The organism is Vreelandella janggokensis, assembly GCF_031451615.1.
Lineage (GTDB): Bacteria > Pseudomonadota > Gammaproteobacteria > Pseudomonadales > Halomonadaceae > Vreelandella > Vreelandella janggokensis.
The window spans coordinates 95,261-110,650 of the sequence record NZ_JARWAJ010000001.1 but is presented as its reverse complement, the minus strand read 5'-3'; the positions used below and the strand labels follow the sequence as shown (position 1 = coordinate 110,650).

11 protein-coding genes are annotated in these 15,390 nt (G+C 58.0%); 5 read left to right on the top strand and 6 right to left on the bottom strand.

From position 1 onward, the window contains the following. Window positions 1-33 precede the first annotated feature (33 nt). Window positions 34-675, bottom strand: a complete 642-nt coding sequence (locus tag QC816_RS00505) for a 3'-5' exonuclease family protein (protein WP_233337279.1) — start codon at window positions 673-675, stop codon at window positions 34-36. Further along, window positions 672-2,501 carry a putative nucleotidyltransferase substrate binding domain-containing protein gene (locus QC816_RS00500; RefSeq protein ID WP_199283962.1) on the bottom strand — a complete coding sequence of 610 codons (1,830 nt, stop codon included), beginning with the start codon at window positions 2,499-2,501 and terminating at the stop codon, window positions 672-674. Before QC816_RS00500 ends, QC816_RS00505 begins: the two co-directional genes overlap by 4 nt. Before the next feature lie 593 nt (window positions 2,502-3,094). Here QC816_RS00500 and QC816_RS00495 point away from each other — a divergent pair. From QC816_RS00495 to QC816_RS00480, 4 genes are all read left to right on the top strand, one after another. Then, a complete protein-coding gene (locus tag QC816_RS00495; protein WP_066318397.1) occupies window positions 3,095-3,355 on the top strand; it encodes a DUF4212 domain-containing protein in 261 nt (86 codons plus the stop codon). A gap of 6 nt (window positions 3,356-3,361) precedes the next feature. Further along, window positions 3,362-5,158: a sodium:solute symporter family protein gene (locus QC816_RS00490; RefSeq protein ID WP_085917101.1), complete on the top strand. Its 1,797-nt coding sequence runs from the start codon at window positions 3,362-3,364 to the stop codon at window positions 5,156-5,158. A gap of 105 nt (window positions 5,159-5,263) precedes the next feature. After that, window positions 5,264-5,779, top strand: coding sequence for a hypothetical protein (locus tag QC816_RS00485; RefSeq protein ID WP_309780546.1), 516 nt, complete (start codon window positions 5,264-5,266; stop codon window positions 5,777-5,779). A gap of 106 nt (window positions 5,780-5,885) precedes the next feature. Beyond that, the gene (locus QC816_RS00480; RefSeq protein WP_085917099.1) at window positions 5,886-9,827 is read left to right on the top strand and encodes a hybrid sensor histidine kinase/response regulator; all 3,942 of its coding nucleotides are present in this window, start codon (window positions 5,886-5,888) and stop codon (window positions 9,825-9,827) included. A gap of 93 nt (window positions 9,828-9,920) precedes the next feature. Here the strand turns inward: QC816_RS00480 and QC816_RS00475 are convergent, their stop codons facing one another. The 3 genes from QC816_RS00475 to QC816_RS00465 form a co-directional block, all read right to left on the bottom strand. Continuing rightward, window positions 9,921-10,583 (bottom strand): LuxR C-terminal-related transcriptional regulator, encoded by a 663-nt coding sequence (locus QC816_RS00475; RefSeq protein WP_066318388.1) that lies wholly within the window; start codon window positions 10,581-10,583, stop codon window positions 9,921-9,923. A gap of 263 nt (window positions 10,584-10,846) precedes the next feature. Further along, on the bottom strand, window positions 10,847-12,796 hold the full coding sequence (gene acs, locus QC816_RS00470) for an acetate--CoA ligase (RefSeq protein ID WP_264823628.1): 1,950 nt from the start codon (window positions 12,794-12,796) through the stop codon (window positions 10,847-10,849). A gap of 181 nt (window positions 12,797-12,977) precedes the next feature. Then, the gene (locus QC816_RS00465) at window positions 12,978-13,538 is read right to left on the bottom strand and encodes a SprT family zinc-dependent metalloprotease (RefSeq protein WP_268902545.1); all 561 of its coding nucleotides are present in this window, start codon (window positions 13,536-13,538) and stop codon (window positions 12,978-12,980) included. Window positions 13,539-13,586: 48 nt separating this feature from the next. Here QC816_RS00465 and QC816_RS00460 point away from each other — a divergent pair, with 48 nt between their 5' ends. Continuing rightward, window positions 13,587-14,249, top strand: a complete 663-nt coding sequence (locus tag QC816_RS00460; protein ID WP_176243601.1) for a YecA/YgfB family protein — start codon at window positions 13,587-13,589, stop codon at window positions 14,247-14,249. A 1-nt stretch (window position 14,250) separates the two neighbouring features. On the opposite strand, the gene QC816_RS00455 is transcribed toward QC816_RS00460, so the two are convergent. Continuing rightward, window positions 14,251-15,372 (bottom strand): phospholipase D-like domain-containing protein, encoded by a 1,122-nt coding sequence (locus QC816_RS00455; RefSeq protein ID WP_309780545.1) that lies wholly within the window; start codon window positions 15,370-15,372, stop codon window positions 14,251-14,253. Window positions 15,373-15,390: the final 18 nt, after the last annotated feature.

Here is a 15,390-nt window from a genome sequence, read left to right as displayed (position 1 = left end):
CAACTCACAGCGCAATGACCCAATCGCAGGCCGCTATGAAACAGTATCTACCTCGTTACGCTGCAGACGAAGGTACAAGAGCGCGCTGGCTGTGGCGTCTTCCAGTGCCCGCTGAGGCGTCTTACTGGGCACTTGCCAGCAGTCAAGCGCACGCGCCAGCTCGGCCGCGTGTTCCGCCTGGGGATGTAGACGACGCAGATGGCGCTGATGCAGCTTGGTAACATCCACCCGGGCATTGGGCAGGCCAAACCCCAAATGATGGCGAAGCGCCTGCTCAAGCGGGGCGAGACGCTGGTCGAGTTGCCAGCCAATGATTGGCCGATTACCGATAAACTCAACCAGCGAGCGCAGGCTTTCAATGTTCAACGGTTTGGTCGCCTCGACGCTATACAGCAGTTGATGGCGCCGCTCGGCGGCATCACTTCCGCACGCGTCTTCAATGAGCGCTGCCACCCAGGCACGACTGGTCAGCACCTGATGCTGGCGCAGTGTGACCGCTGCTACGCTCATGACGCCATGGTGAGCAAAGCATGCCAATGCCACCAGCTCATTGCCCAGGTAGGGCTGGAAGAGCCATGCGTAGGGAGAAGCTGCATAACGGCGGCGCTCGCTTCCTCTGCGCAGCATGCCGCCAAGCCAAGCGAAAGGGGCGTCCAGATAGTGTCGACTGATCACGAATACTCCAAATGGTAACGATGCGAGAGACGCTGCTTGAAATCCTTGACGATATGCAGCGCTTCGCGCAGTAAATCGCGCTCCAACGACGATAATTCCTGCACCACGACGCGGTTGGATCGCTCCTGTTGGTCACCGGAGCCGTCGTTGGTAATGTCGTCCAGTTGCTGTTTGAGCCGCAACTCGCTAAACAGCGCCAGGGCTTCGCCAAGGTCATCGGCAAAACGACGGTTGAGTCGTCCGTCCTCTGCCAGTGCATCCAGACGTTCAAATGTCGAGGTGGCATGAATACGCCGTTCAAGCGCCAGTGTGCGAACACCATGAACAATGGGAAAAATGCCGCCTTTCTTGATATCGATACCGTGCTGGGGCTTCTTTAGCGAACCGAACAGCGTCAGCGGCGTGGAAAAGCGCAGCGCGGTGCGGGCGAAGTAAGACAGCAGCAACTCATCCCGCGAGCAGCGCTCGAACAGCTCTTCGCGCACGCTTTCCAGCAGGCTCGGATTGCCCGCCACGCCGTGGGAATCAAGCATGATGGCAAGTTTCATCAGACTGTCGCCGTCCCGCGCGCTGGCCCAGCGCGCAATGCGCCCTTTCCATTCACTCACCGTGGCGACCCAGTCCGGGTTCGACACCATGATATTGCCCGGGCACGGCGGATACCCCAGCTCGATCAGGGTCGAGGTAAGCCGTTGCATGTCGTCGTGCACCGCGGTCCAGTCTGCATCATCGGCCAGAATCAGCCCATTATCCTGATCGGTCTTGAGAATTTGCTCGCCGCGCCCCTCACTGCCCATGACCATCATGCAGCTGTCTTGGTGGTGCGCCGCATCAATCGTGAACTCCCAGGCCTTGCTCATGATGCGACCGTTCAGTGCCGCCAGCAGATCCATCGCAAAACGCAGCTTCACACCCTGGGCCATCAGCGCGCTGACCAATTCGGGCGTGCGGTGGCTGGCAGTTGCCAACTCGGTCAAGTCATGGGCCTGTTCAACCTGGAGACTGACCACATAACTGCGACTGGAGAAATAACTCAGCACATCGGTCAACTCGACGACGCCGACGACCTGTTTATCGTCCACCACCACGACACGCGTAACCTTGTGACGCGTCATGCTGACCAGCGCTTCAAACAAGTATTGATCGGACTTCACCGTCACCAGGGTATATTGGGCGATATCGGCAAGCGCCGTGGTCACCGGGCGCTGCGACAGCACAATGGCATTGAGCAGGTCGGTCTTGGTCACCATACCCGTCTGGCTGGAGGCATCGACCAGCAAACTGTCGGCATGGCTGTCGCTGAGCGTGCGCACGGCCTTGTCGATATCCGCGTTGGCAGGCAGAAGAAGCGGTGCGCGCATGCATTCGCTGACGCGGGCCAGCATGAAGCCCGCCATCGTCACGCCGCCTTCGGCGCGCTTTTCGGTCAACAGGCGAGCTTTATGGGCCAGTGACTGGCGGAAGAACTGGCTAAACTCGGGGTACTTCTGACACAGCGTCTTGAATAACGCTTTGGGCATCAGGTAACAAAGGCATTCCTGCTCCGCTTGAAAGCGGTAGCGGCTTTTACCGTTCAATATACTGATTGCGCCAAATAAGTCGCCTGCCGTGTAGTGCCCGATACGTGACATGGACGATGGCAAGGTAGGGTCCAGTTCAGCGACCTCCCCCCTGTGGATCAAATAGACGTACTCGCCAGTCTGGCCTGTCTCGACAATAATATCGTGGCGTTCAAAATAGGCGAGGTCCATGCCACGACGCACGTGATCCTTGCCCTCGTCATCCAGCAGTGAAAACGGGGGCTGGGAAAGGTCTACATCTACCATGGGCATGACCTCATTAGAATAATGCGGAGTCAGATAACCTGACGGTCTCAACTACATCTCACAACCACTCTTCTCAACCAGTCTCTCAACTACTACTTTGGGTTATTGCGCTAATGTCTAATGCGCTTTATTTACGTTGTCGGCATGTCACTGACAAAACAAATCGTCCCTTTTAGACTTATTAAAAAAGCGGGCTTTCCATATTCTGAACATAGCAAACATCGCCCTATACTCCCCACCTAGACCATCGTCCCATGCAGCTAATAAAACTTTGCACGATAGCGTCAAAAACCCACAAAAAGGCTCATTTTCAACTGATTGGATACCTTTTGTTCACCACCAAAGTTTATTGATACCAAAGTCTGGGATTTAATTTTTGCATTTATTGCCCAGTATTGTCAGTGAGTCATGCAGGGTAATCGCACGTCGTTGCACCACTCAAAGTCCTTCTTAGCCAAGTGACGTGTTAACGAACAGCTGATTCATGACATCACAAAAAGCGAGTGGATCTAAAACGTGCGATTGACCTGGTGGGTCAACCGCTATTCCGAGTGAACTTTCCAACCTAAAAAACACTAGTGGAGAGCAACACAATGGCAGACGACAAATCCAATGCTGCTGAATACTGGAAAGCCAACGTCCGTACCATTATTGGATGCTTGGCTGTCTGGGCATTCGTCTCATACGGCTGCGCTATTCTCTTTCGCCCGCTACTGGCCTCAATCCCTGTCGGTGGGACCGACCTGGGCTTCTGGTTTGCTCAGCAAGGGTCAATTCTCACCTTCATCGCCTTGATCTTTTTCTATGCCTGGAAAATGAACAAGCTCGACGAAAAATTTGGCCTAGGGGAGTAAGCCGGTATGAGCCAATTTGCAATCAACCTGCTCTTCGTAGGTGCCTCCTTTGCCTTGTATATAGGCATTGCGATCTGGGCACGTGCGGGATCGACAAAAGACTTCTATGTCGCTGGCGGCGGCGTCCACCCGATCACCAACGGGATGGCAACCGCCGCGGACTGGATGTCAGCGGCATCTTTCATTTCAATGGCGGGTCTTCTGGCCTCTGGTGGCTACGCCAACTCTACCTTCCTGATGGGCTGGACTGGCGGCTACGTCATTCTCGCCATGCTGCTTGCGCCCTACCTGCGTAAGTTCGGCAAGTTTACCGTTCCCGACTTTATCGGTGACCGCTTCTACAGCAACACGGCCCGTCTGGTAGCGGTTATCTGTTTGATCGTGGCTTCGGTGACTTACGTTATCGGTCAGATGACCGGTGCGGGTGTGGCGTTCTCTCGTTTCCTCGAAGTGCCCAACACCGCCGGCATCTGGATTGCGGCAGCGATCGTATTCCTGTACGCCGTTTTCGGTGGCATGAAGGGCATCACCTATACCCAGGTCGCGCAGTATGTCGTCCTGATCATTGCCTATACCATCCCGGCGGTATTCATTGCCATGCAGCTGACAGGCAACCCCATCCCGATGTTTGGCATGTTCAGCACGCATACTGAATCGGGTCTTCCGCTGCTGGAGAAACTCGATGACGTAGTGAACGCGCTGGGTTTCCGGGACTACACGGCTGACGTCGACAACAAGCTCAACATGGTGCTGTTTACCCTGTCGCTGATGGTCGGCACCGCGGGCCTGCCCCACGTCATCATTCGCTTCTTCACCGTACCGAAGGTCGCTGACGCACGCTGGTCAGCCGGCTGGGCGTTGGTGTTCATCGCGCTACTTTACCTCACCGCACCGGCGGTTGGTTCCATGGCGCGCTTAAACCTCGCCACGACGATCTACCCGGAAATGGCAGGGCAAGTAGAAGACTATGACGCCGCTGCGGAACAGGCACTTGTCTACGAGGATCGCCCTGGCTGGATCCGCACCTGGGAAGAAACCGGCCTCATCAACTTTGACGACAAGAACAATGATGGTCGCATTCAGGTCTACAACGACAGCAATGAAGAATATGCCGAAATTGCTGAGTCACGTGGCTGGGAAGGGAGCGAGCTGACCGTCAATAACGATATTCTTGTACTCGCTAACCCCGAAATTGCCAACCTACCCGGCTGGGTCATTGGCTTGATTGCAGCAGGCGGTATCGCCGCGGCGCTGTCGACGGCAGCCGGTCTTCTGCTTGCGATCTCGTCGGCCATCAGCCACGATTTGATCAAGACCATGATCAATCCCAAAATCACCGAGAAAGGTGAAATGTTGGCCGCCCGTATTTCCATGGCGGGTGCCATCCTGGTAGCAACGTACCTTGGCCTTAACCCACCCGGGTTTGCCGCGCAAACAGTGGCTCTGGCCTTCGGTATCGCGGGTGCCTCGCTGTTCCCCGCGTTGATGATGGGTATCTTCTCCAAGAAGATGAACAACTCAGGCGCCGTTGCCGGTATGCTGGCTGGTCTGGGCTGCACCCTGCTGTACATCTTCACCTACCTGGGCTGGCTGTTCATCCCCGACACCAACATGCTGGCCAACACCCAGGAAAACTGGCTGTTCGGCATTTCGCCGCTGTCCTTCGGTGCGGTCGGCGCAATGATCAACTTCGCCGTGGCCTTCCTGGTCTGCAAGGTGACCAACGAGCCTCCGCAGGAGATTCAGGACCTGGTCGAAAGCGTTCGCTACCCGAAAGGCGCTGGCGTTGCCGTTGACCATTAAGTCATAATCATCCCTTACCTGCCGACTCAAGGGTCGCAGGCTGTGGAATCGACCCGCCATCGGGCTTCCTCCGGGAGGCCCGATGGCTTTTTAGAAGGACGTATTATGATTTGGCATCTGATTGCCGCCATATTTGCAGGCTTGGCAGCGGCAGGGGTTGGCTTATTACTGCGCACGCTCAGCGGTAAGCGATTACCCAAATGGATTGTGCCCGTTTGCGGGGGGCTGGGTATGATCAGCTACCAGATCCATATGGAATATTCGTGGTTTGAGCATAAGCAGCAGCAGCTTCCCGACACCGCTGAGGTGATTTCCAGCGCTACAAGTCAACAGGTCTGGCGGCCGTGGACGTTCATCTTTCCAGTGACGACCAAATTCAGCGTCGTCGACAGCGAGAACATTCAACTGGGTACCAGCGACGATGCGCGAGTGGCACAATTTATTCTTTATCAGTTCGAACGCCACTACACCGATGTGATTACCCACCATCCGTATGTACTCAATTGCGATAGCCGTGAACTGATTCCTCTCGAGCCGGAAACCCGGGAGCCGCAAATCGATCGGATGCGTACGCTGCGCGATACCTCCCCGCTACTGAACAATGTATGCGATAACGCATAGTCACCCCTATCCCACGCCTGACGACAAATCTTATTTCGCCTAGAATGGTTCGCCTGACGGGTAGGTTCCAATGGCTTGAACGATAGGCATAAGGCGGGAGACAGATATGTTTCATGGCGGACTGTTAGTCGCGGTATCACTTGTGTATATCGCGGTGCTATTCGCTATTGCCTGGTACGGCGACCGCCGCGCTCGCATGGTCGGATCAAGCCGCCGTCGCCCCATTATCTACAGCCTGGCACTGGCGATTTACTGCACCTCCTGGACCTTCTATGGGGCCGTGGGCCAGGCAGCGACCGCCGGATGGTCGTTTGCCAGTATTTTCGTGGGGCCCGTACTGACCTTTTTACTGTTCTGGCCCGTGCTTGCGAAAATGATTCGCGTGGCCAAGCATCAGAACGTCACCTCCATCGCCGATTTTATTGCCTCGCGCTACGGTAAAACGCAATCGCTGGCGGCGTTCGCAAGCCTTGTCGCCCTGGTCGGCACACTGCCCTACATAGCGCTGCAATTAAAGGCCGTCTCGACGACCTTCAGCGTGCTGACCGCCGAAGGCGACATGACCAACACGCCGCTGTTTGGCGATACCGCTTTTTATGTCGCCGTGGTGATGGCAATTTTTGCCATTCTGTTCGGGACGCGACATACCGACGCCACCGAGCACCACGAAGGCCTGATCCACGCTGTCGCCTTCGAGTCGATGGTTAAACTGCTCGCCTTCGTGGTACTTGGCGTGTTTGTCACCTGGGGCATGTTCGACGGATTGGGCGAGTTGATGGGCTACGCGGAGACCCAGCTGGAACTTCAACGCCAACTGGCCAATCAGGATTTCGGTCAAAGCTTCTGGGCTCAGACACTGCTGGCGATGCTGGCAATACTCTGCCTACCCCGTCAGTTTCACGTTGCAGTGGTTGAAAACACCCATTCCGATGATGCGACAAAAGCACGCTGGCTGTTTCCGCTTTACCTGATCGTGATCGCGTTTTTTGTCGTGCCGCTGGCCGCCGCCGGCTTGATGATGTTTTCCGGCTCATCGGTTGAGCCCGACACCTATGTGCTGGCGCTGTCCATGGCCTCCGGCCATGAGTGGCTCACCCTGCTGACGTTCATCGGTGGCTTTTCTGCCGCCACGGGTATGGTCATCGTTGCGGCCGTCGCCGTGTCGATCATGATCTCCAACGAGATCGTGATTCCGGCACTGTTCCGGTTGCGCTGGTTCGACACCAAGGCCCGCGATTATGGTCGGCTGGTGCTGCGAGCCCGGCGGCTGACCATCGTCGCCGTCTTGGCGATGGCTTACGGCTTCTATCAGATGATCGCCGAGTTCACATCGTTGGCGTCGATTGGCATGCTGTCCTTTGCGGCGGCAGCCCAGTTTGCCCCTGCGCTGATCGGCGGCCTGTACTGGAAGCGCGGTAACCGGCTGGGCGTCATCGTGGGCATGAATGCCGGCTTTGCCATTTGGGTCTACAGCCTGCTCATGCCCGCCATGATCAGTGCTGATGTGCTGCCGGCCGACTGGCTTGACGGTGGCCCCCTGGGGCTTGCATGGCTGTCGCCTACGGCGCTGTTTGGCCTGAACCTGGGCGACAGCTTCACCCATGGGGTGATGCTTTCCCTGGGGGTTAACCTGTTCAGCTATATCTTCATCTCCCAGGTCACGTCCCAGCGCGTGGTCGAGCGTATTCAGGCGTCGCTATTCGTCGATAGTGTTGAAACCCGCCAAACCTCGATTAACCGCCCCTGGACCGGGGCGACCACGGTGGGCGACTTGAAGGTGCTCTGTGAACGTTTCCTGGGTGCTGACCAAGTGGACCGCGCTTTTGAAGACTACGCGCGACGCACGGGGAAACCGCTGGATGACAGTACTCGAGCCTCTATCGATGTTATCCAGTTCACGGAGCGCTTCCTGGCCTCAGTGCTTGGGGCGTCTTCAGCGCGGATCGTGGTCAACTCCGCGCTGCAAGGCCGCGGCATCGGTATTTCCGACGTCATCTCGATTGTCGATGAAGCCTCCCAGGTGCTCGAATTCAACCGCGCGCTGTTGCAGGCCACCATCGAGAACATCAACCAGGGCATCAGCGTTGTCGATCAGAACCTGCGGCTGGTGGTATGGAATCAGCGCTACCTCGAGCTGTTTCGTTTCCCTGATCACCTCATCCGTGTAGGTGCGCCGATGGACCGCATTTTCCGCTATAACGCCCACAACGGCGAATACGGCCCCGGCGACCCTGAGGAACACGTCCAGCTGCTGCTCGACAACATCCGCGACGGTCAGCCCCACCGCTACGTCCGCTACCGCCAGGATGGCAGTGTGCTCGAAGTCCAGGGCAACCCGATGCCCGGCGGCGGTTTCGTCTATACCTATCAGGATATCACCCAGCAGAAACGCATCGAGGAAGCGCTGATCCGATCCGAGAACAATATCCGGATTTACACCGATAACGTTCCTGCCCTGATCGCCTATTTCGATAAAGAAGGACGTTACCTGTTCACCAACCGTGCTTATGAACAGGCCTTTGGTATTGATCGTAATGCCGTGATCGGCAAACGCTACGAAGACGTGCTGCCCACACGCCAGGCCCAGGAAAGAGCCCCCTGGGTGGCCCTTACCCTGGGCGGTGAACGAGTCAGCTTTGAAGTCGCCATGCAGATGAGCGACTCCATGCGCCACATGCTGGTGACCTATACCCCGCACTTCGGTGACAGCCAGTCCATCCTGGGCTTTTTCGCCCTTTACCAGGACATTACCGAACGCCGTCAGGCGGAAATCGCGCTCAAGGAAACCAACGAAACCCTGGAAGAGCGTGTCCGCGAACGCACCCAGGCGCTTTCCGAGGCCAATGCGGCGCTGCGACAGGAAAACCGCGTACGTGCCGAAGCCGAGCAGGCGCTACGCCAGGCAAAGCAGCTGGCCGAGGATGCCAACGCCTCGAAGACACGCTTCCTGGCCGCGGCCAGTCACGATCTGCTCCAGCCGCTGAATGCCGCGCGCCTGTTCACCTCGGCGCTGATGCAAAACGTCAGCGTGCCGGATACCCAGCGCACCATTGGCCATATCGATAATTCACTTCAAGCGGCGGAAGAACTCCTCAGCACACTCCTGGATATCTCCAAGCTTGACGCCGGGGCTCTGACACCGCGCCGCAGTCACTTTGCGCTGGCCGACATTTTTCGACCGTTGCGCGCCGAGTTTGAAGTGATGGCCGATGAGCGAGGGCTGGACCTGGTCGTGGTACCTACCCAGCAATGGGTCGACTCGGATCCGCAGATGCTGCGACGTATTGTGCAAAACTTCCTGTCCAACGCGATTCGCTATACCCAGGAAGGCCGTGTCTTGCTCGGCTGTCGCCGTCAGGGCGAGCGACTGGTGATTGAAGTCTGGGACAGCGGTCCAGGCATTCCCGACTCGAAGCTGAGCGAGATTTTCCAGGAGTTTCGTCGCCTGGACCAGGTATCACGGCACAAAGAAAGTGAAAAAGGCCTTGGGCTTGGGCTTTCCATCGCCGATCGCATGAGTCGTGTGCTCGATCATCCGATCAAGGTCCGCTCATGGGAAGACACCGGCACTGCCTTCTCGGTCAGCGTTCCGCGCGTTGAAGCCAGCGAAACCCGCGTTGTCGACCAGGATCAGGGACCGCGTCGCACGGGTAACAAACTGGCGGGTACCCGCATCGTATGTATCGACAACGAAACGCTGATTCTCGAGGGCATGACCGCCATGCTCAGCGGCTGGGGGTGCGAGGTGTTCACCGCCACCAGTATCGGTGGCGCCAAATCGATCCTGCGCAACATGGACGGCGACCCGGATGCCATCCTGGCCGACTACCATCTGGACAACGAGGTCACTGGCCTGATGGCCCTGGAAGCCCTCAGCGAGCGCCTGACCAGCGCCGTCCCCGGCATCGTGATTACCGCTGACCGCACCGAAGCCGTGGCCGAGGAGGTCAAGCGCGCCGGGTATCAGTTGCTGCTCAAGCCCGTTAAACCGGCAGCCCTGCGTGCACTACTGACCCGCACACTTCAGGCCAGCCGGGCCAAACCGTGACCGTTGCAAGAACTTAAACGACGACGCCGCGCTCGTTATACAAACAGCGCGGCGTCGAATAAGGCGAACGGAGAAGGGTTACCCCAAGTGTCGTTATGACTCGACCTTGGGCGGCTCGACTTCCAGCTTCTGCGCTGCAATCACGGCTTGCGTGCGCGAGTGTACGCCCAGCTTGCGCAGAATAGCTGTCACATGCGCCTTGATGGTCGCCTCTGACACATTGAGCTCGTAGGCGATCTGCTTGTTCAGCAACCCTTCGGTGAGCATGTTGAGTACCCGGAACTGCTGCGGGGTCAGCGAGGCAATCGCTTCGGCAAAGCGCGATTCTTCTTCGCTGGTTTCTTCCAGAACGCCAGCCAATGCCTCGGGTAGCCACACCTCGCCCTGCAAAATCTCGCTGACTGCTTCAGCGATCAACTGCAGCGACGAGGACTTGGGAATAAAGCCTGATGCGCCATAATCGATGGCACGGCGCACGACGTAGGGCTCGTCGCTGCCGGAGACCACGGCCACCGGGATATCAGGCATTTGCCCACGTAGTTGGATAAGCCCCGAAAAACCGTGGGCGCCCGGCATGTGCAAATCCAGCAGAATGAGGTCAGCATCCGGGTGTCGGTTGACCACCTCCGTTGTCGCCTCCATGGTATCGGCTTCCACGATTTCTGCCTGCGGGGCCAGTTGGCGCAACGCCTGGGTGAGTGCTGCACGAAACAGCGGATGGTCGTCTGCGACGATAAACTTGTGGGCTACTGCCATGGATATTCCTCCGGTTCCTCAAGCAGCGGGGTTTGCTGCTGCCGCGACGCTAGGCTCATACGGTTAAAGCATGGTACCCCATGGGCTTCGCCATGCCCAAGCGTCATATGCACAATTTGTAATGGATTCTTCATCGCGCTGAACAAAGCAGTGCCGGCACGATGGCCGGCACTGATCGTCATGGCCCTTGGGAAGCAGGCCAACACTCAGCCTGTTCTTTATCACCTGCCCCATCGCGGCAACAACGGGGCCAAGTGAACGGGCTATTGATTTGCGCGATGTTCGATCAATTCATCCACTACCGAAGGATCGGCCAGCGTACTGGTATCCCCCAAACCGTCGCATTCATTGGCGGCAATCTTGCGCAGGATACGGCGCATGATCTTGCCCGAGCGGGTTTTGGGGAGGCCCGGCGCCCACTGGATGACGTCCGGTGAGGCAATGGGGCCGATATCCTTGCGCACCCACTGGGTCAGCTCTTTTTTAAGCTCCTCTGTCGGGTCAATCTCATCGTTCAGGGTCACGTAAATATAGATACCCTGACCCTTGATATCATGAGGGAAGCCGACCACCGCAGCTTCGGCAACGGCGGAATGAGCTACCAGCGACGATTCGATCTCGGCAGTCCCCATGCGGTGGCCCGAAACGTTAAGGACGTCGTCAACCCGGCCGGTGATCCAGTAATAACCGTCTTCATCACGACGACAGCCGTCACCGGTAAAGTACATGTTGTCGTAGGTGGAGAAATAGGTCTGCACGAAGCGATCATGGTCGCCCCAGATTGACCGCGCCTGACCGGGCCAGGCATCCAGGATGACCAGATTGCCTTCGGTGGCGCCTTCGAGCAGGTTGCCCTCGTTATCCACCAGCGCGGGCTGTACGCCAAAGAACGGCTTGGTCGCCGACCCCGGCTTGAGCGGCGTCGCACCGGGAAGTGGCGAGATCATGATACCGCCGGTTTCGGTTTGCCACCAGGTGTCCACAATCGGGCATTTTTCGTTACCGATGACCCGGTAGAACCATTCCCAGGCTTCAGGATTGATGGGCTCACCCACCGAACCGAGCAGGCGCAGCGAATCGCGTTTGCTTGAGTCCATGACATTGTCGCCGTGGGCCATCAAGGCACGCACCGCGGTCGGTGCGGTGTACAGAATATTGACGTTATGCTTGTCGACGATGTCGCCCATACGTCCATGGGTCGGGTAGCTGGGCACGCCTTCAAACATCAGCGTGGTGGCGCCGTTGGCCAGCGGGCCATAGACGATATAGCTGTGCCCGGTAACCCAGCCCACATCGGCGGTGCACCAATAAACTTCGCCGTCCTGATAGTCGAACACGTACTGGTGGGTCATCGCCGCAAAGGTCAGGTACCCGCCGGTGGTGTGCTTGAGCCCTTTGGGTGCGCCGGTGGAACCCGAGGTATAAAGAATGAACAGCGGGTCTTCCGCGCCCATCGCTTCGGGCTTGCATTCGGTTGACTGCTTGTCGACCAGGTCGCTAAACCACAGGTCGCGACCTTCTTTCCATTCAATCTCGCCGCCGGTGCGCTTGACCACCAGCACGTTCTGGCAGACGTCGGTGCCTTCCCGGGTCAGGGCGGCGTCGACGTTGTCTTTCAGCGGTACCTGCTTGCCACCGCGCACCGACTCATCGGCGGTAATCACCAGCTTGGAATCAGCCCCGATAACCCGCTGGGCCACGGCGTCGGGCGAGAAGCCGCCAAAGACGACCGAATGCACCGCACCGATACGCGCACAGGCCAGCATTGCCATGGCGGCTTCGGGAATCATCGGCATATACAGGGTGACCGTGTCGCCTTTACCGACCCCCAATTCCTTCAGGCCGTTGGCCAGCTGATTGGTGCGTTCGTAAAGCTCACGATAGCTGATGCGCTTGGAATCATTGGGATCGTCGCCTTCCCAGATGATCGCGGTCTGATCACCACGTTTTTCTAGGTGTCTGTCCAGGCAGTTGGCGGCAACGTTGAGCTGGCCATCTTCAAACCAGCGAATATCGACATTGTCACGCGCGAAGGAAGTGCTCTTGATCTTGGTCGGCGCCTTGATCCAGTCAAGCCGCTTGGCCTGCTCAGCCCAAAAGCCTTCCGGATCGTCTACCGACTGCTGGTACATAGCCTGGTAGGTGGCTTCGTCAGCCCACGCGTTGGCGGCGATATCCTCGCGCACCGGATAGACGTTCTGCTGTTCGCTCATGAAATTGCCTCTGTCCGTGGAAATGCACTCTCTGAAGGAATGTAGCCGATATTATTTTTTACGTTACCGGCACCACATAATGTCACCCTAGCATAAACCTCTCGGCCCGGCCTTCCCTTTAGACATTGGTATTAACGTTTTTAGCATTAATTACAATAACTTATAGCAAACAATCAGGACGTCATCCAGCACAGTAGACCAAGGTCTCAGCACAATGACGACATCGATAGCGACGACCTTTTACGACCAAAGCATGACGCCGTGGCGTCAACTGGTAATCTCGGCAACCGCACCGGTAGCGATAAGGGGCCGGTTGCGCACGCGCCACATTAAAGCGATGCGTTACCTTGGGCGGCAATCCAAACAGGTCTTGCATCACGGTTTTCCACTCGCGCCCATGGGGCTTCAAGCGGGTTCCATCGGCGAGGTGAAACACCAGCCAGTGGGCCATTTCATGAGGGATAACCTCGTCAAAAAACGCGCAGCGGTTTTCATCCAGCAGCACCGGGTTGAACCTTAATCCGCCGCGGCCAAGGTGCGCCTGCCCGGCAGAAGCACCGCGCAGGTCAAACCATACCCCAGGACACGGGAGTTCTGGATAGACCTCGCGGCAGCGCTGCCAAGCATGCTCGACGCGCTCGCGGGCAGCCTGGTGCAATGCGTCTGTCGTCAGGGCCGCAAGCGTTGCATCGGGCCAGGGGGGGAGTGGCGTGGTCGTCATTAGTGATAAACTAGCCGTCATTGTGTCATTTTGACTGTTTGTTTCCGCTGCTCATTGATGAGGCTCCTTATGCCAGCGCGTCCCCATTCGCCCGAAGAGGCGACTCCGCCACAGCCGCTGCTTGACGATGAACAACTCGATAGACTGGACGACTTTCTTGCGTCGGACCGGGTCGATGAAGATGCTCTGGATTTGATTTCGGCGCATGGATTTCTCGTCGCACTGGCCGTCGGCCCCAGCGAAGTGCCGCCTACCCAATGGATCGCCGAACTGTTCCATGGCGAACCCCGCTACGTCGACGAGGCGCAGCGCGACGATATTATCCACCTGCTCACGCTGCTACGCGATAATGCCATGGCGGTTCTCGAGCAGGGCGGCTTGCCTGAACTGCCTTTCGAACTGACCCTTGCCGGTATGCCCGCCGAAGAGACGCCCATCGGTGATTGGTGCGCCGGGTTCATGGAAGGCGTGTTCTGCGATGAGAGTGCCTGGTTCCGGGATGACGAAGAAACCGCGGCCACCCTGCTGCTGCCTTTCATGCTGCTGTCGGGGCTGTTTGACGACGAGCCCGATATGGCCGACATGGCTGGCGACCTCGAGCGCCAGGAAGCCCTGGTGACCCAGTTACCGGAGCTGGTGCTCGACCTTTACCTACACTACCGCGTGCCACCAGAAACCACCAAGCCCAAGCCGCGCCGTAAAACGCCCGCCAAGGGCAAACAGCGGCGATAAGTCACTTGAGCCGGGTCACCAGGGCATCCAGCAGTCCATAGACCCATTCCTTGGCGCGCTGCTTCCAGGGCCGCGCCGCCCAGGCGGCAGCGTCCACCTCCTCGCTGGCGGCGAAGTGGCCCTCGAAAAGCTCGCGCACTTGTTGAGCAAGGCCTGGATCCTCCACCTCCTGGTTCGCTTCGAGGTTCCAGTGCAGATTCCAATGGTCGAAATTGCACGACCCGATACTGACCCACTCGTCGGCCAGCACGAATTTAGCGTGGATAAACGTCGGCTGGAACTCATAGATACGCACCCCGGCCTTGAGCATCGCCTGATAAAAGCGCTGCCCGGCATAGCGCACGCCGGGGTGATCGTGCTGGGCCCCTGGCAATAGCAGTCGAACATCGACACCGCGCCTGGCGGCGCGCACCAGCCGTCGGCGCAAGGGAAACGTGGGCACGAAATAGGGCGTACACAGCCACAGTTGTTGCGTCGCCTGCCCTACCCGTTGATGCAGCGAATGACGAATGGCCTGGTAGCGATAGCCCCTCGCCGACATGACTCGCCCACGCACGCCGTCGGCAAGATAAGGTGGTTTGCGCTGAACGGGCAGCGGCTGGCTGCGCGCCTGCGACTTATCGGGGCGCGTCAGCCGTGACCGCCACAAACGTCTGAACAGGCCTTCCCAGTCCGCCACCACCCGACCTTCAACCCGCACCGCAATTTCGTACCAGGCATCGAGAAACTCATCGACCGCGCCAAAGCCGCCGGTGAACGCCAGTTCTCCATCGACCACCACGATCTTTCGATGGTCGCGACTCAAGTTGCGTGCCAGGGAGTGAAAGCCGAGCGGGTTAAAAAAGCGCAGTTGGATGCCCGCGTTGACCAAGCGACGTCGGTCCTGGCTCGACAAGCCCATCGAGCCAAACCCATCCAGCAGCAGACACACCGTTACCCCACGACCGACCGCCTGGACGAGCGCCTCGCTAACCCGGTCTGCCAACCTGCCTGACTCCATCAGATAGAGCTCTACCAGCACATAATGCTGGGCATGATGAACAGCCTCGAGCATTGCAGGTAGAAACCGCGACGCTTCAGGAAGCAGGGTAAAGCGGTTGCCTTCGCACCAGATCGGCGACATTCCCCCCTCCTTGGTCCT

Excerpts from the sequence above, each read along its gene's own strand:
- QC816_RS00490 (WP_085917101.1), top strand. The coding sequence starts at position 3,362 with ATGAGCCAATTTGCAATCAACCTGCTCTTCGTAGGTGCCTCCTTTGCC.
- QC816_RS00460 (WP_176243601.1), top strand. The coding sequence starts at position 13,587 with ATGCCAGCGCGTCCCCATTCGCCCGAAGAGGCGACTCCGCCACAGCCG.
- QC816_RS00495 (WP_066318397.1), top strand. The coding sequence starts at position 3,095 with ATGGCAGACGACAAATCCAATGCTGCTGAATACTGGAAAGCCAACGTC.
- QC816_RS00475 (WP_066318388.1), bottom strand. The coding sequence starts at position 10,583 with ATGGCAGTAGCCCACAAGTTTATCGTCGCAGACGACCATCCGCTGTTT.
- QC816_RS00455 (WP_309780545.1), bottom strand. The coding sequence starts at position 15,372 with ATGTCGCCGATCTGGTGCGAAGGCAACCGCTTTACCCTGCTTCCTGAA.
- QC816_RS00480 (WP_085917099.1), top strand. The coding sequence starts at position 5,886 with ATGTTTCATGGCGGACTGTTAGTCGCGGTATCACTTGTGTATATCGCG.
- QC816_RS00500 (WP_199283962.1), bottom strand. The coding sequence starts at position 2,501 with ATGGTAGATGTAGACCTTTCCCAGCCCCCGTTTTCACTGCTGGATGAC.
- QC816_RS00465 (WP_268902545.1), bottom strand. The coding sequence starts at position 13,538 with ATGACGGCTAGTTTATCACTAATGACGACCACGCCACTCCCCCCCTGG.
- QC816_RS00485 (WP_309780546.1), top strand. The coding sequence starts at position 5,264 with ATGATTTGGCATCTGATTGCCGCCATATTTGCAGGCTTGGCAGCGGCA.
- acs (WP_264823628.1), bottom strand. The coding sequence starts at position 12,796 with ATGAGCGAACAGCAGAACGTCTATCCGGTGCGCGAGGATATCGCCGCC.